The organism is Methanocorpusculum bavaricum DSM 4179 (assembly GCF_000430905.1).
GTDB classification, from domain to species: domain Archaea; phylum Halobacteriota; class Methanomicrobia; order Methanomicrobiales; family Methanocorpusculaceae; genus Methanocorpusculum; species Methanocorpusculum parvum.
In genome coordinates, this window is sequence record NZ_AUMX01000001.1 from 60,173 (window position 1) to 82,750 (window position 22,578).

Annotated in this window: 27 protein-coding genes and 1 tRNA gene; 15 read left to right on the plus strand and 13 right to left on the minus strand. The window is 50.8% G+C overall.

Annotated features, from left to right (window positions below):
* The 3 genes from pyrC to dnaG all read left to right on the plus strand — a co-directional run bounded on the left by pyrC (position 1) and on the right by dnaG (position 3,408).
* Entirely contained in the window at positions 1-1,263 is a 1,263-nt protein-coding gene (pyrC, locus tag H575_RS00325) for a dihydroorotase (protein ID WP_052319876.1), read from the plus strand.
* Between the two features lie 209 nt (positions 1,264-1,472).
* A complete protein-coding gene (locus H575_RS00330; protein ID WP_042696398.1) occupies positions 1,473-2,003 on the plus strand; it encodes a type IV pilin in 531 nt (176 codons plus the stop codon).
* 97 nt (positions 2,004-2,100) lie between these two features.
* Complete coding sequence (dnaG, locus tag H575_RS00335) at positions 2,101-3,408, plus strand: DNA primase DnaG (protein WP_042696400.1); 1,308 nt, start codon at positions 2,101-2,103, stop codon at positions 3,406-3,408.
* A gap of 3 nt (positions 3,409-3,411) precedes the next feature.
* On the opposite strand, the gene H575_RS00340 is transcribed toward dnaG, so the two are convergent.
* The gene (locus H575_RS00340; RefSeq protein ID WP_042696403.1) at positions 3,412-4,137 is read right to left on the minus strand and encodes a glucose-6-phosphate isomerase family protein; all 726 of its coding nucleotides are present in this window, start codon (positions 4,135-4,137) and stop codon (positions 3,412-3,414) included.
* Between the two features lie 93 nt (positions 4,138-4,230).
* On the opposite strand from H575_RS00340, the gene H575_RS00345 reads away from it, so the two are divergent.
* Positions 4,231-4,923 (plus strand): uroporphyrinogen-III synthase, encoded by a 693-nt coding sequence (locus H575_RS00345; protein ID WP_042696405.1) that lies wholly within the window; start codon positions 4,231-4,233, stop codon positions 4,921-4,923.
* 104 nt (positions 4,924-5,027) lie between these two features.
* Here the strand turns inward: H575_RS00345 and H575_RS00350 are convergent.
* Together H575_RS00350 and H575_RS00355 are read right to left on the minus strand one after the other, a co-directional pair.
* A tRNA-Gly gene (locus tag H575_RS00350) sits at positions 5,028-5,099 on the minus strand.
* A gap of 43 nt (positions 5,100-5,142) precedes the next feature.
* A complete protein-coding gene (locus tag H575_RS00355) occupies positions 5,143-6,063 on the minus strand; it encodes a presenilin family intramembrane aspartyl protease PSH (RefSeq protein WP_052319877.1) in 921 nt (306 codons plus the stop codon).
* A 40-nt stretch (positions 6,064-6,103) separates the two neighbouring features.
* Here H575_RS00355 and H575_RS00360 point away from each other — a divergent pair, with 40 nt between their 5' ends.
* Together H575_RS00360 and fen are read left to right on the plus strand one after the other, a co-directional pair.
* Positions 6,104-6,418 (plus strand): hypothetical protein, encoded by a 315-nt coding sequence (locus tag H575_RS00360; RefSeq protein WP_052319878.1) that lies wholly within the window; start codon positions 6,104-6,106, stop codon positions 6,416-6,418.
* Positions 6,419-7,420, plus strand: a complete 1,002-nt coding sequence (gene fen, locus H575_RS00365) for a flap endonuclease-1 (protein ID WP_042696407.1) — start codon at positions 6,419-6,421, stop codon at positions 7,418-7,420.
* Between the two features lie 50 nt (positions 7,421-7,470).
* Here the strand turns inward: fen and rpiA are convergent, their stop codons facing one another.
* Positions 7,471-8,139, minus strand: coding sequence for a ribose-5-phosphate isomerase RpiA (gene rpiA / locus H575_RS00370; RefSeq protein ID WP_042696410.1), 669 nt, complete (start codon positions 8,137-8,139; stop codon positions 7,471-7,473).
* 90 nt (positions 8,140-8,229) lie between these two features.
* Between rpiA and H575_RS00375 the strand changes: the two genes are divergently transcribed.
* From H575_RS00375 to H575_RS00390, 5 genes are all read left to right on the plus strand, one after another.
* Positions 8,230-9,684, plus strand: coding sequence for a DHA2 family efflux MFS transporter permease subunit (locus H575_RS00375; RefSeq protein ID WP_042696412.1), 1,455 nt, complete (start codon positions 8,230-8,232; stop codon positions 9,682-9,684).
* Positions 9,685-9,730: 46 nt separating this feature from the next.
* Positions 9,731-10,000 carry a hypothetical protein gene (locus tag H575_RS00380; RefSeq protein WP_162139384.1) on the plus strand — a complete coding sequence of 90 codons (270 nt, stop codon included), beginning with the start codon at positions 9,731-9,733 and terminating at the stop codon, positions 9,998-10,000.
* 114 nt (positions 10,001-10,114) lie between these two features.
* Positions 10,115-10,237, plus strand: coding sequence for a hypothetical protein (locus H575_RS09600; protein ID WP_281166562.1), 123 nt, complete (start codon positions 10,115-10,117; stop codon positions 10,235-10,237).
* Positions 10,234-10,452, plus strand: coding sequence for a hypothetical protein (locus H575_RS00385; RefSeq protein WP_042696416.1), 219 nt, complete (start codon positions 10,234-10,236; stop codon positions 10,450-10,452). Before H575_RS09600 ends, H575_RS00385 begins: the two co-directional genes overlap by 4 nt.
* A gap of 84 nt (positions 10,453-10,536) precedes the next feature.
* Positions 10,537-10,962 (plus strand): flavodoxin family protein, encoded by a 426-nt coding sequence (locus tag H575_RS00390; RefSeq protein ID WP_042696419.1) that lies wholly within the window; start codon positions 10,537-10,539, stop codon positions 10,960-10,962.
* A gap of 16 nt (positions 10,963-10,978) precedes the next feature.
* Here the strand turns inward: H575_RS00390 and H575_RS00395 are convergent, their stop codons facing one another.
* From H575_RS00395 to H575_RS00415, 5 genes are read right to left on the minus strand one after another with little or no spacing between them, the layout of a single operon-like run.
* Positions 10,979-11,788 (minus strand): sulfite exporter TauE/SafE family protein, encoded by an 810-nt coding sequence (locus H575_RS00395; RefSeq protein ID WP_042696421.1) that lies wholly within the window; start codon positions 11,786-11,788, stop codon positions 10,979-10,981.
* 4 nt (positions 11,789-11,792) lie between these two features.
* Complete coding sequence (locus tag H575_RS00400; protein ID WP_042696423.1) at positions 11,793-12,896, minus strand: TIGR04084 family radical SAM/SPASM domain-containing protein; 1,104 nt, start codon at positions 12,894-12,896, stop codon at positions 11,793-11,795.
* Between the two features lie 2 nt (positions 12,897-12,898).
* Positions 12,899-14,077, minus strand: a complete 1,179-nt coding sequence (pscS, locus tag H575_RS00405; protein WP_042696426.1) for an O-phospho-L-seryl-tRNA:Cys-tRNA synthase — start codon at positions 14,075-14,077, stop codon at positions 12,899-12,901.
* Positions 14,074-14,253 carry a hypothetical protein gene (locus tag H575_RS00410; RefSeq protein WP_042696428.1) on the minus strand — a complete coding sequence of 60 codons (180 nt, stop codon included), beginning with the start codon at positions 14,251-14,253 and terminating at the stop codon, positions 14,074-14,076. The genes pscS and H575_RS00410 overlap by 4 nt, the downstream gene beginning before the upstream one ends.
* A gap of 40 nt (positions 14,254-14,293) precedes the next feature.
* Positions 14,294-15,031: a heparan-alpha-glucosaminide N-acetyltransferase gene (locus tag H575_RS00415; RefSeq protein WP_042696431.1), complete on the minus strand. Its 738-nt coding sequence runs from the start codon at positions 15,029-15,031 to the stop codon at positions 14,294-14,296.
* Between the two features lie 41 nt (positions 15,032-15,072).
* Here H575_RS00415 and H575_RS00420 point away from each other — a divergent pair, with 41 nt between their 5' ends.
* The 4 genes from H575_RS00420 to H575_RS00435 all read left to right on the plus strand — a co-directional run bounded on the left by H575_RS00420 (position 15,073) and on the right by H575_RS00435 (position 19,935).
* Positions 15,073-15,933, plus strand: coding sequence for a methanogenesis marker 8 protein (locus H575_RS00420; protein ID WP_042696433.1), 861 nt, complete (start codon positions 15,073-15,075; stop codon positions 15,931-15,933).
* A 449-nt stretch (positions 15,934-16,382) separates the two neighbouring features.
* Positions 16,383-17,744: a lysine 2,3-aminomutase gene (gene kamA, locus H575_RS00425; RefSeq protein ID WP_042696435.1), complete on the plus strand. Its 1,362-nt coding sequence runs from the start codon at positions 16,383-16,385 to the stop codon at positions 17,742-17,744.
* A 7-nt stretch (positions 17,745-17,751) separates the two neighbouring features.
* A complete protein-coding gene (gene ablB / locus H575_RS00430) occupies positions 17,752-18,570 on the plus strand; it encodes a putative beta-lysine N-acetyltransferase (protein WP_042696957.1) in 819 nt (272 codons plus the stop codon).
* Between the two features lie 258 nt (positions 18,571-18,828).
* Positions 18,829-19,935 (plus strand): KamA family radical SAM protein, encoded by a 1,107-nt coding sequence (locus tag H575_RS00435; protein WP_042696437.1) that lies wholly within the window; start codon positions 18,829-18,831, stop codon positions 19,933-19,935.
* Positions 19,936-20,052: 117 nt separating this feature from the next.
* Here H575_RS00435 and H575_RS09205 read toward each other — a convergent pair whose 3' ends face one another.
* From H575_RS09205 to H575_RS00450, 4 genes are all read right to left on the minus strand, one after another.
* A complete protein-coding gene (locus H575_RS09205; protein WP_245554475.1) occupies positions 20,053-20,277 on the minus strand; it encodes a hypothetical protein in 225 nt (74 codons plus the stop codon).
* A gap of 120 nt (positions 20,278-20,397) precedes the next feature.
* Entirely contained in the window at positions 20,398-20,838 is a 441-nt protein-coding gene (locus tag H575_RS00440; protein WP_280841935.1) for a DUF134 domain-containing protein, read from the minus strand.
* Positions 20,825-21,706, minus strand: coding sequence for an ATP-binding protein (locus H575_RS00445; RefSeq protein WP_042696439.1), 882 nt, complete (start codon positions 21,704-21,706; stop codon positions 20,825-20,827). Before H575_RS00445 ends, H575_RS00440 begins: the two co-directional genes overlap by 14 nt.
* Positions 21,703-22,554: an ATP-binding protein gene (locus tag H575_RS00450; protein WP_042696441.1), complete on the minus strand. Its 852-nt coding sequence runs from the start codon at positions 22,552-22,554 to the stop codon at positions 21,703-21,705. The genes H575_RS00445 and H575_RS00450 overlap by 4 nt, the downstream gene beginning before the upstream one ends.
* Positions 22,555-22,578: the final 24 nt, after the last annotated feature.

Here is a 22,578-nt window from a genome sequence, read left to right on the forward strand (position 1 = left end):
ATGACCGCACTGGTTCTTTCAAACGCGCGGCTGCCCGACGGAAGGATCGCGGACATCTCGATAGATCACGGGATCATCACCCACATCGGCAGTTCCGATGCAGCAGACAGAGTGATCGACTGTAAAAATCGGCTCTGTATTCCGGCAGCCGCGGATATGCATGTTCATATGCGTGACGGAGTGCAGGCAGCAAAGGAGACCTGGAAAACAGGGACCGAAGCAGCGGCGGCGGGAGGAGTGGCAACGGTCGTTGATCAGCCAAACACCATCCCTTCGATGGAAACAGCCGAAAATTTTAGACAGAGAGCAGACCTCGCTGCAAAGAACTCTGTATGTCACTTTGGAATCAACGGATCGGTCACTGCGGATGCCGATTTTCTCGGCCTGATAGAGGCGGGCGTCCTTGCATTCGGCGAGATGTTTGCCGCTCCGTCAAGCTACGGGAATGCCCTCACGCCTGATGTGATCCGGGATTCTTTGCGGATCCTTGCGGATCATGACATGCTGGTGACTGTTCACGCAGAAGAAGTGCTCCCGGGAGAAGTTCACTCTCTTGAGGAACACTCCCGTTCACGTCCTGTTCAGGGGGAAGCAGAAACTATTCGGCTTGTGCAGGATCTCGCACCGCACGGCACAAAGCTCCACATCTGTCATGTCAGCGGAACAGAAGCATTTGGCACAATCAAAGATAGTTTCGAAGTTACCCCCCACCATCTCTTTTTGTCCTGTGAGGAGACGACAGCCGAAAACACCTTCTGGAAAATGAACCCGCCGCTCCGCACAAAAAAAGAGCGCCTCGCACTCATCCAGAACTTTGCAAAGATCCCGGTTATCGCCTCGGACCATGCCCCGCATACAATTCAGGAAAAATCACAGCCGTTTTCCCTCGCACCGTCAGGGGTTCCGGGTGTGGAAACGATGCTTCCCCTGCTGATGAACGCGGTGACAGAGCAAAAAATCACGCTGGGTCAATTGATTGCAAAAACGGCCACAAACCCATGCAGGATACTTAGGATACCTGCCCCTTCGCTCACCCCTGGAAGCCGGGCGGATCTTGCCGTCTATGCTGACACCCCGGTAAAAATATCAGGTGAATCTCTGCACAGCAGATGCGGCTGGACGCCCTACGAAGGAATGGACGGAGTTTTTCCGGTGACAACCGTGATCGGCGGGATCCCTGCATGGCACGACGGGGAGTTCACATCAGGCGGCGGGCAGATGTGGATGAATGCCGGGGCACGTCAGCTTCGCCGAAAAGAGTAAAAACCATTACAACAAATAGAGTATCCGTGCCGAAAATACCAGACATGTTTTAGGCCCCCGTACGATCTATACGCGATCGCGTGAAATGAGTTCCGGGACAACAGAACATGCCACAGGCGCCTCCTGCCAGGTCAAAGAACCGCGAGAACATGCAGCAGCATACGATGAACGGGCTCGGTTAATGGCAGGGGACATTCATCTTCTCAGCCATGAAACAAAGGTCATCTAACAAAGGTGATGACGGCGTATCTCCTGTTATTGCCACGCTACTTCTTATTGCCCTTACGCTAATTATTTGTGCTATTGTTTTCGCTTGCCTAATGAATTATTGCTACACTTCATCTGGTCAATTTTCTGAAGATCCACCTGAAATACTAGCTATCGTGTCAGTCGATCACTATAATGACAAAAAGCTAACCTTTGCCAGTAAAGTAAAACTGCGAAACATTGGAACCAAGCCCCTCGTCAATGAAAATTACTCTGCTGAAGTGTATATAAACGATGTAAAACAGTATGTCATTATCAATACACTGCAGGCCCACGATTTTATTGACACACATCATTTCGGGATAAGTACTATCTCCGGAAGCGGCCCAACTGGGTATGAATGGGAACCTGGGAATTCCGGCGATTTTGATCTTATTGATAGTATGGTCCAGCCTGGTTGCACACTCCGGATCGACATCATCAGAAAAGAGGATGGGAAAGTAATCTCGCGTTCCGTAACTCTGGTTGAGTAAAAATAAGTCTCCATGTTCCTTAAGTAGTACAAGAATAAATATATCCCGTACCTATGGATTTTTATCACATTCATTTACACATCCATGGAGGCTTTACATGTATTCAATCGACAGTATCAAATATCTCATTCATCTCCACATCGAAGCAGAGGGGGTGGTCGAAAAAACCGATGTAGTCGGAGCTATCTTCGGCCAGACCGAAGGGCTTCTTGGTGAAGACCTGGATCTCCGCGATCTGCAGAGAAGCGGAAGGATCGGCAGGATCGACGTCCAGATCACCAGCAAACATGGAAAAACAGCCGGCGAATGCTACATCGCCTCATCCCTCGACCGCGCCGAGACCGCGATATTAGCAGCAGCTTTGGAAACGATCGACCGTATCGGCCCATGTATGGCCGTGATCCGGATCCAGAACATCGAAGACCTTCGGGCAATCAAACGCCGGCAGATAGTCGAACGGGCAAAAGAACTTCTCCTCGACTCCTTCGACGAGATAGGCATATCCACATACGACATTCTTGCCGAAGTCAGACAGGCCAGCAGGATCGAAAAGATCACTGCGATCGGGCCGGAGCGGCTTCCCGCCGGACCTGCAGTTCTGGACTCCGATGCAATAATCATCGTTGAAGGCCGGGCAGACGTACTCAATCTGCTGAAGTGCGGGATCAACAACACCGTAGCGGTCGAAGGGACAAAAGTCCCGGAAACGGTCATCGACCTGTCCTATAAGAAAAACACTACCGTGTTCGTTGACGGTGACCGGGGAGGGGATCTGATTTTACGCGAACTACTTCAGGTTGCCGACATAGACTTCGTGGCATTTTCTCCGCGCAGAAGAAGTGTCGAGGACATGAGCCGCAAAGAGATCGTAAAATCCCTCAGAAACAAGGTTCCTGCATCGGTCCTTAAAGCGCACATCGAAAAGGACGAACCGATCTCTGATCTGGTCTTCGAGATCGAATCGGTCACAGGAAACGATCAGAGGACCGAGACAGCCGTACTGATCGAAGAGGACAGAAATCCAGAACCCAAAACGCCGCAGACTGAAACCCCGCTGACAATAACAGAGGAACCAACAACGGCCTCTGTCGAAAATCCGGAATCAGACATACAGAAAAAACCGGAGAACCCAAGCACGATCCGGGAACATACCGAGTATATGAAAAATACCGGCAGGACCAGAGTTCTCACAGAAGATGCCGGCGTCATTGGTGACTACTCCCCCCAGGAACTCAAGAAAATCCTGCCGAAACTGAATGATGATGCCGCAGGAATCATTGTTGACGGTTCCGTCGATCAGAAGTTCATCGATCAGGCATTTGCAAAAGGGCTGAAGTATGTCGCAGCACACGGATTTGAAGGAATTGTGCGAAGACCGGCTGGTCTTAGAATGATACCTTTCTAAAATTCAAAACCGTTTTTTGTCAGAACAGAACCGGCCGATGATATCCATATACTCCTCAGGCCGGTTCATCACATCCAGAGTATCGGTCGTGCCGACCATCTCGTAAAGACACCTTCCCTGAACAAGACCAAGCTCAGGAAGAGGCAGCGGAAGGATCACATGCATCGGGATCCGTTCACCATAATGCGGATTTGGGACCCAACCCTCTTTTTTCATATAATAATAGGCTGCTCCGTGCATCTCATTGATCTCGCCGTACTCACTGGAAAAGTCCGTAGATACCAGATTTGCCATGATCAGATCCTCACGGCCCGGATTGATGGTCACATGCCCGTATCCGGGGGGAATGAGGACGAGGTCTCCTGTGTGGGCCGGAACGAGTATGACATCGGTATGATCGCGTTTTTGTAAAAGGTAGTACGCAAACCCGGACAATACCTCATACACCTCAGGATACGGCACTCCTGCAGCGTTTGAGGGATGATAATGTCCTTTGGTTTTAGTGTATTCGCCGTTAATGATTCCCGGCGGAATTTTTGTGATATCGTATCTGAGATGGTGACGTTCAAGCCAGGTATGGTCGCCATGTGTCTGATAAAGATCCCTGTACATATAATAGAGAGGTGCAGCCGGATCACGATTCGACGGTCTTGTGGCAAACACATTCTCCATATCCCCCACGCTTCGGACAGAGGGGGCGGGAAGGGATCCTGACCAGAACATTTTCATGAAATAATAGTATGCGGTTCCTGATATAAGGACATGAGTATTTTGCGAACCGAACGGAGATACTTTTTATCAAGAAAGAACAATGGTATATCCATGCAGATCGCGATCACCCGCCTCGCAGAAAAAGGTACAGCCGATCAGACATTGTGCGAAAGATACGGCCATTCAGCCAGAATAATCTCACCGCTGAAGGCCGAACTGAAAGCAAGCCTTGTCCAGACCTTTGTTCTCGCGGCAAACGACGGAGAGTTCGATGCGATATTTTTCACAAGCGCATATCCGGCAAAATACATTGGTATGCATCTGGACCGGAATATCACGAAAAAATGCCGGGTCATAGCAATCGGACCGCAGACCGCAAAGATCCTGCACGATCAGGGGATCCCGGCGGAGACTCTCCCGACTTTTTATTCGCGGGACTTCGTGCCGTATCTGGGCGAGTGGATCGATGGAAAGCGGATCGGCATTCCGCGGGCGGATGTGCCAAACCCGGAACTGATCCAGGCCATAGAACAGGCAGGCGGAATGGCCTTTGAGTACCGGTGTTACGGACTTGTTCCGACCGGCGAGATGCTTGATCTTAACGGAGCTGAGAGTGTACTGTTTACAAGCGCAAACTCCTTCTCACAAGCAAATCTGCCGGATCTTTCAGGGATCCTACCGATCGCGATAGGAGATATCACGGCAAAACGCATGCAGGAGGGAGGAGTCGACCCGATAGTTGTTGGCGACGGATCACTTGAAGGAACGCTGAAAGCCCTGAACGAATATCTGAAAACACAATAACAGAATACACTCCTCTTTTTCCCTGTCATCGACAGGACGGATAATATTCCGGCTGATGAACTGACTAAGCAGGAAATGACAGAGAAAAACTCAAAAAGAAAAGATGCATCGACCGGGACTCGAACCCGAGTTTAGGCGTTGGCAACGCCTAGTGATAACCACTACACTATCGATGCTAGTGTGCCCTATTCTATTACATAAATTCGTATAAAAAGATTTCTACCAGACAAGCCAGTCCCAGGAACCGGCAATCAGGCAGCAGAGGAAGAAACCGATGATCGCACATCCATTGATCAGCGGAAGGCCAGGTTGAGGTTTGCCGGTGTTTACCGGTATCATCAGGATCAAAAGACCGACAATTCCGCCAATAAGTGCCCCTAATGCCGGCAAATATATGCCGAAAACCGACATGACGCCCTCACCTCCGGCAAACACCTGGGCCGAGACCACGAGTATTGCCGGCATGATCACATCCCCCATACCGATCATATACGCGCCGCGTTCCCCTTTCTCGTTGCGAATCGAAAAACCGCTCTTCCGATACGAGTAGCCTTTCGTCTTCGGAACAAGAAACATGATCGGCATCTTCTGACGAAGCACGCCGTCGGCGAGAGTGAGCATGTGTTTGGACCGTTTTACCGCAATAAAATCATAGACCATCAGCAGAACAAGAAGAACGAGAACCGGCAGGAGAGAGAGAGAGACGCCAAAGATCACCGCACACCCTGCTGCCACCAGGATCCCTGCTGTGTTGATCACATACCACTCCGGATAGAACCAAAGCAGAGCAATGACCCCGATACCGCAGATCACGCCGCCCGCATCGGCCAATACACCCAGCCCAGCCTGGTGCAGAAGAGCCATAACCACATAATAAATCACCGCAGCCAGGGAAAAGCCAATGATGACGCTGATCACCTGCTGTGCTTTCCATTTGATGAGGATCAGCAGAACAGCTGTAATCACCAGCATTGCAAAAATGAACAAAAATGCATTCAGGATCGAATCAGGATCCTCAAATGCGCCAAGACCGGCCGCCTTCACCGGACCGATCAGAAGGATCGCAAGGAGACTGGTCACCGCCATCATCAGAATCAGACCGGCATAAGATGCCGCTGAACGCAGATTAAATTCGCTCATATATAGGTAAGTTAATATTACACCTCACCTTAGTTAAACTATGAATGTTCGCGACATCATTCCGGAGATACTGCTCATCCTGCTGATGGCGGTATCCGCGATCGTGGTTGTCAGCAGATTATGGCAGGATGCCATTATTTCCGTCGGAATTCTGCTGCTTATACTTGCATTCGGCGGGCTTATCCTGCAGGTCCTCATACGTCTCCGCCGGCTGGAGGAACAGGCGATCCAGCGTGAGCGCATGCTGAGAAGCAATCTGGAGGATCTTGGCAGACAGCTCATCGCCAAACAGGATCTTACCTCACAGACGGTGATCGAGGCGGTCGAAAGTATCAAGATGCGGATGTACCGTTAGATGGGTGTTGCCCTCCGGCCGCTTCTTGCGGAGTATAAAGAAACGCCCGGATGGGAAGGGCTCGGCGGTGTTGCGGCGGTCGACGCCTTCAACGCACTCTATCAGTTTCTTTCAGGAATACGTCAGGCAGACGGAGCTCCCCTCATGGACGGGGAGGGGCGCATCACCTCCCATCTAAGCGGTCTTCTCTTTCGAAACGCGAACCTGATCGAGAAGAATATCACTCCAGTATATGTTTTTGACGGAAAGCCGCCGGCATTCAAATCATCGACGCTGGCGAAGCGCCGTGAAGTCAGGGAACATGCCGCGGACTCATGGGAGAAAGCACTGAAAGAAGGAGATGAGGAGAGCGCGAGAAAATATGCGATGGCATCTTCAAAGGTCGATGCCTTTGTCATCGATTCGGCAAAGGAATTACTTTCCGCTCTGGGAATAGCCTGGGTCCAGGCACCTGAGGAGGGAGAAGCCCAGTCTTCGTATATGGCGCAGCAGGGAGACGTGACCTATGCAGTATCTCAGGATTATGACTCGCTGCTGTTTGGAGCGCCGGAGTTGGTTCGAAACATCACAGTATCCGGAAAAAAACGTTTCCGCGGAAAGGTTCTTTCGGTGTATCCCGAGCGGCTGAATCTGGAGGCTGTGCTTACAGGATTATCTCTCACTCGTGAGGAGCTTGTCCAGACCGCGCTGCTGATCGGGACGGATTACAACAGCGGGGTGCCGGGAGTAGGACCGAAGACCGCGGTGAAGATCGTCAGAGAGGGTACATTCTATGACAGGATCGGCGAATCCGAAAATGCCGCAGACCCGGACCAGCTGATACACTACTTCCTCGACCCGCCGGTTGAGACATCATACAATATCGAAAACAGATCACCGGATCCGGACCGGGTCATCGATCTGCTTTGCGGAAAGCACGGTTTTACTCAGGAGAGGGTGGAGGCGGGACTGGAAAGATTCGGTGCGAAAAAGGGGCAGGCCACGCTGGATGCGTGGTTCTGATCACGTTTTTTCAACGGAATTAATTTCAAAAAAAGAGTGTGAAAAAAGGATCAGGCGCTTTTTCCAACGATGACGATCGTCTTTTCCGTCATCTTTGCAAAGACGCCGTTCTCCAGCACTCCCGGGATCGAATTGATTGCAGACTCGAGCAGAGCAGGATCGTCCACTTTCCCGAATGCACAGTCGAATATGTAATTCCCGTTGTCGGAAATGACAGGACCGTCCTTTTTTACGCCGTTACGCATAACAGGCTCGCCCCCAAGTTCAACGAGTTTCTTACAGACACTCCCATAAGCAAAAGGCAGGATCTCTATTGGAACCGCGGCATCAAGAACAGGCACCTCTTTTGCCGAATCGATCACTACGACAAACTGCTTTGCCGCATCAGCCACGATCTTTTCTCTGAGATGCGCCGCACCGCGACCTTTGATCATCTGCTTAGACGGAGTCACCTGATCTGCTCCGTCGATGGCGATGTCCAGTGCCGGATGAAGAGAGAGGGTCGTCAGAGGAATCCCGTATTCCTCGGCACGCATCGCGGTCTGATGAGACGTCGGGACCCCGAGGATCGAGAGATCCTCGGTTTTTATCCGTTCACCCAGACGTTCCATCGCGAAAAATACCGTCGAGCCGGTTCCTAGCCCCACGATCATCCCGTCCTTAACCATATCAGCCGCACGATGCCCGGCATTTTTTTTTGCTTGCGCTACAAGATCCATTATGCACACAAATATGCCTGACATCCTAATAATGACTTTGGATACGCACTTCTCTGAACTCTTTATTAGGGGAAAAAACCATTACTGTCTATGAAAGATGCTCTTCCATCCGGAAAAACGCTGATACTCATACTCATCTCGGCATCTCTTGCCGCATTCATGTCATCCCTTGACGGAACGATCGTCAATATCGCTCTCCCAAGTATCGCTGAAGCATTCAGCCTCACCACATCATCGGTTGCCTGGGTAAGCACCATCTATCTTCTTGTCATTGCCGGACTTTTGCTGATCGTCGGCAAACTTACCGACACTATCGGGCTTAAAAAAATATTTCTGGCAGGATTTTCCATCTTTGTGATCGGATCTTTTTCCTGCGGATTTTTTCCGGAACTTTTAAACTCTTTTCACATCCTTCTGATCTCAAGGATCATTCAGGCAATCGGCGGCGTGATGATGATGGTAGTGGCCCCGGCGATGCTTTCCCGATTCATGCCTGGAGAACGGCGGGCAAAAGGCCTCTCGCTTGTGATGCTCTTTGCCGCCGTCGGCATGGCGCTTGGCCCGACCCTGGGAGGATATCTCACCGAATATCTTTCCTGGAACTGGATCTTCTACATCAATGTCCCGGTCGGGATCATCGCAGTCGTCCTTGGACTGTTCGTGATTCCAAAGACTGAGGCAAAATCATGTTTGCTCAAAAAATTCGACACGGCCGGGGCAGTTCTTATTTTCGTCGGCCTTGCGGCGCTGCTCTTCGCCTTCTCGGAAGGATTCTCCCTTGGCTGGACCTCAGCTCCGATCATCATTTCACTGCTCCTTGCCGTATTCTGTATAGGAGGTTTCATTTTCCGGGAGCGGCACTACGAAAACCCGCTGATCGACCTGGGCATGTTCAAAAGCAGATCGTTTGTTATCGTGAACATGATCCTGGCGCTGCTCTTTTTCACGTTTGCCGGAGCGAACTATATGCTCCCGTTCTATCTTGAGTACGTGCACGGATTTTCGACCTCGAACGCAGGACTGATCCTGACGACGATGTCGGTCGGGATGATGGTCACCGGAGTTGTTTCCGGGCAGATCTACTGCAGACTTGTTGGAAAGATCAAGTATATGGTCATGGCCGGAGTCGTTCTGATCGGCTCCGGATATTATCTGCTCACGCATCTGAGTCCAGTCACAGGATTAGGCGTCATCATCACCGCACTTTCGCTGATAGGTCTCGGCCTTGGCCTTACGACGACACCACTTACAACACTGATCATGGGAGCCGTGCCTGCATCGAAACAGGGAATGGTATCCGGTCTGACAGGACTGGAGCGTTACGCCCCCATGACGATCGGCGTGGCAGTCTACAACCTGATTTTGATCGTAGGGATCGTCACGCTCATAAGAAATTCAGGTATCACGGAGATGCCGCCGGCACAGATCAGCGCATCGATCCTCGCACTCGGTTTTGACATGGCGTTTGTCGTCTCGGTGATCCTGGCGGCAGGGATCCTGATCCTCTGTTTCTTTATCAAAGAAGAACAGGCAGAAGAGGAATAATTCTTTTTTTCAAACATAGATGAATAGTTGCAAATGCAACCATAACATGATAATGCAGCAAAATCCGTTAGAGAGAGGTATCGGCCACAACATTATGGCATTTGACAAATATTTCAGAGTGTATCTGAAAAATTGCCTTAATGATTATGATCTCAATATCGCCGAAGGAATGGCTCTTCTCTCAGTCCGGGAAAAGGGGAGGGAAAACGAGGGAGAGAATATCGACAGAATCCTGACCAGTGAACAGGAAACAACCCAGGATCAACTGGTACAAGAACTGCATTACGACAAAAGCGTTATGACCCGGACGATGTAGTCTCTTGAAGCCAAAGAGTATGTTATCCGGGCAGTAAACCCAAAGGACAGCAGATCGTTTGTGTTTAGTTTGACAGAAGCGGGGTCGGCATTCAAAGCAGTGCTGATGACTATCATGACAGAATGGAACGCCGAAGTGCTGGATGGATTCACACCAAAGGAGATCGAGTTGATGAATGATATGCTTGCACGACTTGCACAAAATGCCAAGACCGCATGTAACCGGGAGAGAGAATGAACAAACAAACCATCTTCGTAAAAAAAGCCGGCAAAGGTCTTGCGGCATATCTGACCGACTGGAAAAATCTGCTGGCGCACGCCCTTCTTGGATGCATTCTGCTTTTTATTGCGATTATTGCGCCGATCCACCTCTGGGCAAAACTAGGTCTGATCATCTGTCTGGTAATGCTGAATATAATCCGTATGAGATGGGCAAAGGCACGGAAAAACTAAATAATGCGTAATTTGATCCGTATCCGCAATTACCTTTATGTATAAATACGGCGATGTAGTTAGTAACCAGAGGGTGAAATTATCATGAAATACGCAGTGATTTACTTTACACGAAGCGGAACAAGCAGAAAAATTGCGGAAAAAATCGCAAAAAAACTCTCAGTTGAACCGATCGAGGTGACCGACAACATGGACTGGGACGGAACTCTGGGCTATATGCGTGCTGCAAAACACGCCATGAAAAATGGTGCTGTTGCGATTCAGATTCACGGTCAAATCGGGGAAGCAGACGAGTATGTCATCGTGAGCCCGATGTGGTGCGGAAAAATCACGCCGGCGATCAGAAAACTGCTGGACGAAGTTCCAAAAGAAAAAGTGCATCTGATCGTCTCATCGGGCGGCATGAATTTAAAAGAGCGGGACGGGTATATGTCGGTTTTGGACATCATGAAAAGCAAACATAACGAGGATCAGCTGATCGAAGAATTCGTCGGCAGCTTATCCGCATAATCAATCATCTCAATATTTATCCGGAAATCAGCATCTGGAAAGCGATCACCAGCATAAGGATGAAAAATATCCGGCGAAGCCAGACATCCGGTACATGCCCTGAGATCCTGACGGCAAATATTACCATCGGTATCGCCGTGATGACGAGGATTGCCCACATCATGACGTCGATATAGCCGAAGAGATAAAATCCATATGAGGACAGATCAGCTCCCGCAGAAAAACCATTGATCAGATAAGAGAGGACACCGCCAAGCGTGATAAAAACGATCGCTGCTGAGGAGGTGGCCGCAGCTTTTTTCATGCTGAACTTCCCCAGAAGCACCATCAGCGGCACGAGGACAGTTCCCCCTCCAATACCCAGAAGGCCGGACAGGAATCCAGCGGCACCTCCGATACCTCCCGCCAGGGGAGCGGTCATTCTCTCACCCGTTCCGGATGGCAGACAGGTCACCAGCCGGATCGCACCTATGATCAGCATCACGCCAAAAAGGATCGTCAGGATCTGAACCGGGAGATAGGTGGCAGCCGTGCCGCCGATAAATCCGGTCAGAATACCGCACACCCCCATAATTAGCGCATCGCGCCATACAACGTTCCCCTTTCGTGTATGACCGGCAGCCCCGGTCAATACAGTTGGGAATGCCGCTGCAAGACTGGTGCCAAACGCCACGAGAATCGCGATATCCCCCGGTACTCCCGAACCAAGAAGGACGAAAAACATCACCGGCGCATACAAAAAACCCCCGCCGACTCCCAAAAGACCGGACATGAACCCGGCAAGAAGGCCGGTCCCGATCAAAATACAGATGAAGATTGGGTCCATGATGTCAGGGTATTATCTCGCAGCCGTTATACCGCGTGTGGGCAAATGCATCCATCGTCAGTCTGCCTTCATCCAGCATTCTCTGGATACCGGGCAGATTTTCGACCAAAGCGTCATGCAGATTCCTGATAGTGCCGCAGACGAGCCGGTACTCATCACACCACGGTCTGACGATGTTTGAGTAAAGACACCGTCCTCCGCAGAATCCGTAGATGTCGCAGGAAAGGCATGGTTCCTGAATAGGGATCTCAGGAAGGGTGAGAGGATCGGCATCCCTGATATCGCCTGCATAATAATCCGCCATTCCGACCATGATCGGACAGGGGGCTATCCGTCCGTTGGTCATTATGCTGTAGTTTGCATACCCAGAGCCGCACCTGAGTTTTGAAGATCGGCCGAGCAGAAGGTCCTCTGTCGTCGAAAGAAACGGATACCATTTGGGAACAACACCCGTCGAACCGATCCGGGAAACCCATTCGTCAGCGAGCCGGCGGATACCGGAATTGTACCCCTCGCTCCAAGCGGCAAACTTCCTGTGGGAAAAATCCCCGGTGAAATCCGCATCCATCTGCCAGTGGATCGAGCTGAAATGTTCTGCAAGATGGGTCACGGAAGAAAAAATATCCGTGTCTTCGGCAACCGTCATTCTGGCAATCAGCTCGCCGGTATAACCGTTCGCACGGATGAGATCTGCGGTGCCAAGCACAAGATCATACATTCCTTCCCCCCGGTGTCTGTCGGTCAGATCCCGGTCCCCGTCGATGGAGATAAGGATCGTCTCAAACCGGTTTGTGTATTCAGGGGGGAGTTTGCCAAGAAGGGTCCCGTTCGTCTGGAGCATGAACCGTTTCACCGGCGCATGGTCCATGATCTCCATAACCAGATCGGAGCGGATGAGCGGTTCGCCGCCGATGAACGTGAGGACGGCCTCCGGATCCTTCGCAAGAAATGCATAGAGTTCCGTCAATGGAAAAGCCAGATTTTCACATATCGTTTCATCGATCGTTCCCGGAGAGTGACCCGCTGGGTCTTCCTCTTCAAACATCTTTCCCCTGCAGTACGAACAGCAGAGATTGCAGTCATCGGTCACGATCAGATGGAAGAACATACTTAGTTAATGGTCAGACCATTCGTTTCGGCGATCTCAAGATATGCATCTGCCACATATTCGGCCTGTTTTCTGGTCATGCCGTAGGTATTGATCTTCCATACTTTCGTTGCTCCGGGAATGATGCCGGTGATCCCTTTTTTGGAAAGAGCGCTGGAGAGGAAGAAACCCCGCTTCTTGTGGGTCTGCGCGACCTGATCAAAGGAACCGGTGGTGTCCACGCGTGTCAGGGTGTGTTTTCTTGGATACTCGGAAAGGATCTTCGTTCCGTCTATCGATCTGAGAGCCTCGACTACGATCTTACTGTTGGCAAGCTCCTCGTCAAAGTGTTCGACGCGTGCCTTCACCGTCGGGAATGAAGCAAGAAGTCCGACGATCGGAGCGCCCATCAGGGAGCAACCGAGAATGCCAACCTCTTTGATACCGAATTTCCGCCCGGTGATGTCGCCTTCCATCTGTGTCGTGCGGAAGACCTCATCGGCACGCTCCTCGGTTGCGGCAAGAATTCCCGAAGGAGCCGGAGCAGCCATGCTTTTGTGACCGGACCCAACGATGAAGTCGACCCCGAGCTCTTTCCCGTTCACCGGCATGATGCCCACAGTGTAGACTCCATTGCAGAGGACAGGGATATCATACTGATGAGCGACCTTTGCGATGCCTTTTACATCATGCATGTTGCCGAACTGATAATCCACATGATCAATATAGAGCAGCTTTGGGGCGGTGCCAAACTCACGAACAACATCCTCGATCCGGTTCGCGGTGTCCTCAGCGGTGATATGATTGTCGGCAGTTTTGGGGATCTCGCGAACGATTCCTTTCTGCAGTTCGACGGATAAATACGAAGTATAGTGGGCAAGCGCACCGATCAGAACAGGATCGCCTTTTTCCACATACGTACCGGCAACCTGCTGGAATCCACGGCGTGCTCCGGGGATCGTGCGTGCCTGAGCCATCCCAAGCCACTCGGCAACATCCACATGGAAATCCTTCAACGGCGGGTTCTGGATATAATCCAGGCGGAACGGTTTTCTGCAGTTGTCACAGACCGAGTAACCATCTCCCCAGGAGATCATCGCTTTCATCGCTTCAGGAGTAAGACGACCTCCCACCTGGATAGGATCCAGATTGATGGATGTCTCATCGACCATGCGTGCATCGATATTATCACAGCATTTCATAAGAGTTCCTCTCTAAGTATGGATATCTGTTTCTCCACCGATGCGAGGGCCTTTGCGGTTTTTGCCTTCTGGTCGTCGTCAAGGGAATGATCCGGGGCAGTAGTCCGGAGAATGGCTCTGATATCCGTTAGGGAGAACAAAGCCTGAAATACTGCATCTGCGGCTCGCTGTGACATGATGCTATGTACGTCTACTCCTGGACAAAAGAAAATATCGTTACAGACTAACGAGACCAAGGAGGAAGAGGACCCCTATGATGACCGGGACATGGACGAGATAGATGATCAGCGTGTGGCGGCCAATGAAACAGAGCGGGGCAAATCCCCGCGGCATCTCGCCAAGCCGGGTGAGGATCCCATGCCGAATGCCGTCTTTATATACTACCGATCCGAGTGCCACGCCGAGAAGAACTACCCCGAACCAGGGGATGAGCGGCTCATAATCCAGAGTTGCAAATCCATTGTAGGTGATACCAAACGGGATCAAAAAGGCAGGCCCCCGAAGCAGCGAGACGATCGGCGAAAGGGCGATACAGATTATGCCGAATACAAGCGGGATATATGGTTTGACTTTCATCACGACAAACGGTATGGTAAGGATAGTGGAAACGCCAAGCAGATGCAAAATGCCGAAAACGACCGTTTCCGCAGGATAGACGAGCAAGGTCACTATCGTAATGACGGCAGCAAAACAGAGGAGATAGAGACCACGGAAAAAGAGTTTCTTCGCCGAACGGACAGGGTCGGTCTCGCGACCAGTAGAGAGAACAAGGGAGACGCCAGCGATCACTACAAAGAGAAATGCGATCGGCGCACCCGACATGGTATACGGATCGAACCAGGGGGCAAGCCCGGTCTTAAAGAAGTACAGACAGAAGAGGATATGATACAGGATCATAAGAATGAGGGCAACTCCGCGTGCGGCATCCAGTTCAAAGTAGCGTGACCCTCTCATTGGATTTATGTTGATGCGGATGTCATATCTATCCATCGGAAATGAAAGACGAACATATTATCGAGGCAGTCGGGATGACGCGGGTCGTCATAAGGAACGGAGAGGTCGTGGAAGTAGGAGAGCCGGAGGTTCGGTTCTGTCCGCTTGCAAAACGGTTTGCAACACCAGTTGACCCGATCACGAAGGAATCTGTGCAGAAAAACATCGAGTCGCGGATCAAAAACTTCGGGATGTGTACAAACGATCGTCAGGTTCTTGACAAGGAAACCTTCGTTCTGTTTGGAGCCTCCGAGCTGATGAGCACGGGTCTAAGGACGAAGACGCTGGATGCGGCAGTCATCTGCGCAGACGGAGCCGGTACGGTGATCGTGCGCACACCGGACCTTGTCCAGGGGCTCGGCGGAAGGATGTCGGGACTCGTCTCGACGACTCCGTATCCGGAAGTTATTGAAAAAATCGAGGAAGCAGGCGGTGTCGTGATCGATAAAGAGACCGCGAAACTTGACGTACTCGCCGGACTTGCACGGGCAAAAACTGAAGGCTGGACGAAAACGGCAGTTACGATTGCAGGATTTCAGCATGAACTCGCAGAGGAGATCCGCACAAAATATCCGGATGCACTGATCATCGCCGTTCACACGTCCGGCGTTACAAGCGCCGAAAATGCAGACAGACTGGTCGCCGCATCCGATCTTGTCTTTGCCTGTGCATCAAAATATGTCCGTGCTGCCGTTTCCAAAGCATTGGTACAAGGAGGGGTGGGTGTACCGGTGTATGCAGTGAGCCAGGCAGGAAAACGCCTGATCATGGAAAGACTGATCGAAACAGATCAGCAGATCCTGGTGAAAAACACCAAGCTACCGGTCGAGGATATGGGAAAACAGCCGGAACCCTTAGTCTAATTTTTTGCCAGCAAATATCCGATTCAGCCTTCGGATATCTGTGACGAAAGAGCTGCCAGAATACAGCTTTGTTTTTATTCAGAACTCAATTTCAAGCTATTTTTACATTCCACTTAATTATAATCGAATTAGGGCAAAAGGTTTATAGCGTGAGCCCAAAGTTAAAGTGTTCACCGGACTGTGAAGCCGTATGCCGGTGATTTTTGGTATTTCAATACGGTTCTGGTTTTCACAGACCGATTTTTACCACGTTTTAGTGGATATGAACACCGCTTTGAGGAGGAAAAAATGCATTCATTGTACATTACATCATTTGTCAGGCTTAGTAATGAGCCAGAGCCTGATCTGCATGGAAACGAACTGAGAATAGATCCTGTCGCCGAGTGGGTGATGGATCATCATTATGAATTAAGTGACTCCGGACCGATTTGGACGGGGGAGGCAGGTAAATGACACTGCCGCCAGAGTCCGCGGACAAAACCGCATGCGGGAGTGCGGCGATAAATGAGGCAGGATCCTTTCCCGAGGGAGGATATGCCGGCATAGATACACGAGAATACTGGAAAAACTGGAAATGGCAGGTCCGCCATGCGATCAGAAGCATCGACACGGTCCAGCAGGTCCTGGGGATCACATTTGACCCGGAAGAACGCAGTCAACTCCAAAAAACCGTCGATAAGTTTCCTCTCTGTATTACACCGTACTACCTCTCTCTTATTGACACTGAGGATTATCGAAACGATCCGATCTTCCGACAGGCATTTCCCTCCCCTGCAGAACTCATCGTGGAAAATTATGAACTCAGCGACCCTCTCTCCGAGGACAAAGACAGTCCATGCGAGTGTATTACCCACAGATATCCTGACCGGGTCCTTTTTCTTATCAGTAATACCTGTGCCATGTACTGCAGACACTGCACAAGGAAACGAAAAGTCGGCGACTTAGACTCGATTCCTGACCGTGAAAAAATTCAGGAGGGTATAGCCTACATACGGGAGAATTCCCATATCCGTGACGTGCTTCTCTCCGGAGGTGATCCGTTAATGCTGAGTGATGAGGTTTTGGACTGGATACTGACCGAACTTAGCGCTATCCCGCATGTTGAGGTGATACGTATCGGGACGAGAGTCCCGGTGGTCCTGCCGTTTAGGATCACCGACGAACTTGTCGGCATCCTTAAAAGGCACAAACCGATCTGGATCAACACGCAGTTCAATCATCCAAAAGAGATGACGAACTCGGCACAATCAGCCATTGCCAAACTTGCCGATGCCGGCATACCGCTTGGAAACCAGTCGGTTCTTCTCGCACGGATCAACGACTGCCCAATCATCATGAAAGAACTCGTCCATCAGCTGGTGAAGAACCGGATACGCCCGTATTATCTTTATCAGTGTGATCTTTCTGAAGGAATCAGTCATTTCAGGACCCCCATATCCAAAGGGATCGAGATCATGGAGAGTCTGACCGGACATACCAGCGGATTTGCCGTTCCGCGCTATGTGGTCGATGCGCCTGGAGGCGGAGGGAAGATCCCGGTTTCCCCAAATTACCTACTGACCTGGTCGGTGAACAAAGTCGTGCTCCGAAATTATGAAGGGATAATCTGCACCTATCAGGAACCTGCACACTATGATCGGATCCTTTGCGATGAAAACTGTGATGCCTGCAAACTCCAGCTGGACATCGAACATGCCGATGAATCCAAGGTCGTCGGGGTCGCGAGACTTCTCGCCGATTATGACGAGACGACGACCCTGATTCCGGAGAATAATGAACGGATTGAAAGGAGAGATGATGAAAGCCTCTGACTCAGTTATGAAGTATGGAAACAGCATACTCCAACACGGTCGATTCAATAACCGCATATATATCATGACACTTGCAGAAAATGATCTCCCGGGAATCATCGGATTTGCTGACGATCTGGCCAAGCGTGAAAATTACACCAAAATATTCGGGAAAGTGCCCGCATCATCGGCGGATATGTTTGCCAGTGCCGGTTACGTCGTCGAAGCATCCATCCCCTCCTTTTTTCAGGGTAAAGAAGAGGCGGTATTTATGGCCAAGTACTTTGATCCCGAGCGAAGAAAAACAGCAAATGCAACGGAACTTACCGAGATACGTGCAGCAGCGCTGGAACATACCGGACGAAAGGAAAGGGGATCTCTGCCTAATGGGTTCACCCTTCGGCCGGCACGAACAGAAGATACCGAGAAACTCGCAGATCTGTTCCGTAAAGTCTTCCCCACCTATCCCTTTCCCATCTCCGATCCGGAGTACATCAGAACCAACATGCAGGATAACGTACGCTATTTTTTGATAAAAGAGGGAGACAAAATTGCAGCTGCATCATCCTGTGAGGTCGATAAAGAGAGTCTGACGGCGGAGATGACGGATTTTGCAGTTGACCCTCATTACAGAGGGCGCAGTTTTGCAGGGATCCTTCTTGAAGAGATGGAAAAGACAATGAGAAGAGAAGGAATCATCACCGCATATACTATTGCCAGATCGGCCTCACTCCCTATGAACGCTGTTTTTGCTGGTGCAGGATACCGTTTCGGCGGGATGCTGCCAAACAACACCAACATCAGCGGATCGATAGAGAGCATGAACACCTGGTACAAAAAACTTTAGACCATATCTCCGAAATTCTCCCAATTTTTTGCAGATATAACCACATATCTGAAAACATTCAACCAAATTTCAGCAGGTTTCCCCATATAAAGATAAAAATACGGAAAGGGTTTATATGATAATGACCAAGAGAAAAGTGTTTAAAGAATTGTGCATCAGGTCACTAAGATCTTCTGTTTAACGGCAATGTGACCGGTCTTTTTGCACAGATTAAGTTTGCCCCCTTTGGGCAGATTACCCCAGCAAACGAGGGATACAATGAAACCAAAGTACATTACATCGATTTCTGCGCTTGACAATCTTGTCGGGCTTGCTCCTAAAGAACGGGAGATGATGGAGAGAGTGACCGACGTGTTCCCGTTTCGGGCAAACGACTATTACCTGTCCCTGATCGACTGGAAAGACCGGAGGGACCCGATCAAAGCTATCATCGTTCCCGATCCCCGTGAACTTGAATCCGGCGGATCAGATGACCCTTCCTGTGAAAAAGATTATACCAAAAAACCCGGCCTGCAGCATAAATACGATCAGACCGGTCTTCTGCTTTTGACCGATGTCTGCGGCGGCATCTGCCGTTTTTGTTTTCGAAAACGCCTTTTTATGTCCTGCGAACGCGAGACCGTGAGAGACGTATCCGAAAATCTTGAGTATATCCGGGAACACAAGGAGATCACCAATGTCCTTCTGACCGGCGGGGATCCCCTGACGCTGGACACCCGGCATCTCGAATCCGTTCTCCGTGAACTCCGCGAGATCCCGCACGTGAACATCATCCGGATCGGGAGTAAAATGCTGGCATACGATCCATACCGTATCCTCAATGATCCGGAACTCCTGTTCGTTCTCTCCCGGTACAGCACGCCGGAGAAGCGCATCTATCTGATGGCGCACTTCAACCACCCAAACGAGATCACGGAGGTGTCGATCGAGGCCGCAGAAGCTCTGCAGAAATCCGGCGTTATTGTTGTCAACCAGACGCCCATCCTGAACGGGATCAACAGTGATCCGGAAACGCTGACGACACTGTTTCGAAAACTCTCCTTTGCAGGGATCTCACCCTACTATGTCTTCCAGTGCAGACCTGCAACCGGCAACGGTCTGTTCCAGCTTCCGGTCGAGACCTCATATGATATCCTGCAGGAGTCCTGGAAAAACTGCTCCGGCCTTGCAAAACGGGCACGGCTCATCATGTCCCATTCGACCGGAAAAGTCGAGGTGGTTGGGAAGGATGATGAGAATGTCTTCATGAGGTATCATCAGGCAGCAGATGATGATGATATCGGGAAGTTCATGACGTTTCCAACAAACCCAAAGGCCGAATGGTTCGATGATTATCTTGCAGGACAAAAACCTGTAAAGAACTAAGCAAACCCTTTTTTTACAAAAGTTTCAATAGAGTTCGGCGCTGTTCGATTAAAAAATCCTTACCGCACAGACAAATACGTCTTTGACAGGTAGGATAAATGGTATTAAAAAAAGGGATTAATCCCTGCGGCATCCTCTGCCGCCGCCGAATCTTCGTCCGTTCCCACAGCCGCACGGAATACCGCCACGACCGGCACCATAGAAAGGTGCCTTCGCTGCAGACTGAGTCTGATATTCTCCCGGCTTCACTGCACCGCAAAGTGCCTGTTCCATTGACATGACACCTTCTGTCTGTCCGGTTCCCCGGCATTTCCCAAAGCCCCGTCCAGTCATTGACCCCATTGCTCGGGGTCCTGTTCCATCTAATCCTGGCATAAAATTTCTTCCCTGATGCTGTTTACAGCACCATATGTACTCATATGCGTAAAAATAAATAAAGATATTTATTGCGGCAAATATGGTTCAGGCATCAGGTCGGGAATCATCCGTCTGATCGGACACGCCGGAGGGACGGGGGCAAACCCCCCCGTCCGTCTTCGGACACATGGTCAGATTCAGCTTTGGGCATGCACCGTTCCCCCGATCCGAACACTCCTTCATCACGATCACTTTTCCATGAATTATGGCATCGGCCATTTTACGCCGCCCTTCATGTACATCACGCCAGATGGTTTTTCTGGAGACACCGATACGAAGCGCTGCCTCCTCCTGATCAAGCTGCTGGATATCGATCAGGTCAAGCGCGGCAATCTCCTCAGGGAAGAGATACACCACTTCAGTGTTTTCATGGATATTACACTGGGGAGCATAACACCGGCCATGTATCGAATCATACATCCCCCGATTTCTCCGCGGGCGGCCTCTTCTTCCCCGGCACTCATCATTTTCATTACCGGGCGGCAAGATTTACCAACTCCTTTTCAAGGGTATCCGCTATCCCGCAGATCGAGAGAGACGCAGGACCTTGACCTTGATCCGTTACCGGAACACCGGCACGAACGGCTGATATCACTGCCGGATCAAAGGGAATCTTCCCAATAAGTGGGATTGACTCCTCAAGACAGTAAGCCTCGGTCTCCTCCGTCTTCGTTACATCAAGATCATACCGGTTGATAACGACAAAGATCTTCACCCGGAACTGCCGGCAGACGGTGATGACCCGTTTCATATCATGAAGACCCGACACGCTCGGTTCGGTGACCACGATCACGGCGTTCATACCGCTCACCGACGAGATCAAAGGACATCCGGTCCCGGGCGGTCCGTCAACGAGGAACTTCTCGGCATCCCCGTCCTCCTGTAAGGCGGTTTTTTTCACTGCATGGACGAGAAGGCCGGAGTTCCCTGCACCCGGTACGAGACGTGCATGGACCAGATGGCCCCGATCGACCTCCGAATACATGATCACGCCCGTCTGTCTGGGCTGCATTGTCACGGCATCAGCAGGACAGACGAGCGTACAGACCGCACACCCCTCACACCGCGAAGGATTGATCTGGTAGGCTCCGTCATCTATCTCAACAGCATCAAAACGACAGTGCTCACGACACGCCCCGCACTCTGTACAGAGATCTGGGTCGATCACCGCCGCCTTCATTCCCATGAACGGATCCGTTCTGATCAGCCGGGGGGAGAGAACAAGCGAAAGATTGGCAGCATCCACATCACAATCCGCAAGCACGAGAGATCCTTTCAGAAGACAGGAAAGGGCCGCGGTTATCATCGTCTTTCCTGTGCCTCCCTTTCCGCTGACAACAGCTATCCTGATCATGACTTTGCCTCCATAAGCGATTCAGCCTTGGAAAAGACCAAACGAAACGCCTTCTGCCACTCGGGATATGCCCGGCAGAGCAGATCGCCCCTGCTTTGAACGGCAGCGATCTCACGGCTGAACGGGATCGTCAGCAGAACAGGAAGATCCTGCTGTTCACAGAACCTGAGTGTCTCCTCATCCTTTCCGTCACTCCGGTTGATGATAACTGCCGCCGGAATCCCGAGACGTTTTGTCACATCAACCGCAAGTTCGAGATCATGCAGGCCAAACGGCGTTGACTCGGTAACAAGGATACAGGCATCGCATCCTTCAAGAGCCTCGACAACCGGACAGGATGTTCCAGGAGCCGTGTCCAGAATAACGAGAGGATCCGATTCAGCCTCAAGTTTTACCGCGTGGATAATGGGCACGGCGAGTGGGCTGCCCGAATCCAGCGTGCCAGTCACCAGCTTCAGGCCGGGAAGCGGCGTGGAGACAGAGAGCGTTCCGATCCGTTTTGGTACTTCATGGATCGCATGCTCCGGACACAGAAGAGTGCATCCGCCGCAGGAATGGCAGAGATCAGCAAAAAAAAGAATTTTTTTCGGCAGTACGGAGATAGCGCCGTACCGGCAGAACTCTCCGCACTTTCCACAGTAGGTACAGACGGATTCATCGATCACCGGTATCGGCAGCGTTACGTCACGCGGTGTGGTTTTGGAAGGAAAGAAAAGATGAAGATTAGGTTCCTCCACATCACAATCAACGAGACTGACCAAGCGATCCGATGCAAGGGTGAAGGCAAGATTAGCGGCCGTCATACTCTTCCCGGTCCCCCCTTTTCCACTGGCTATTGCTAATTTCATACTCTTACTCATTATTATGTAATG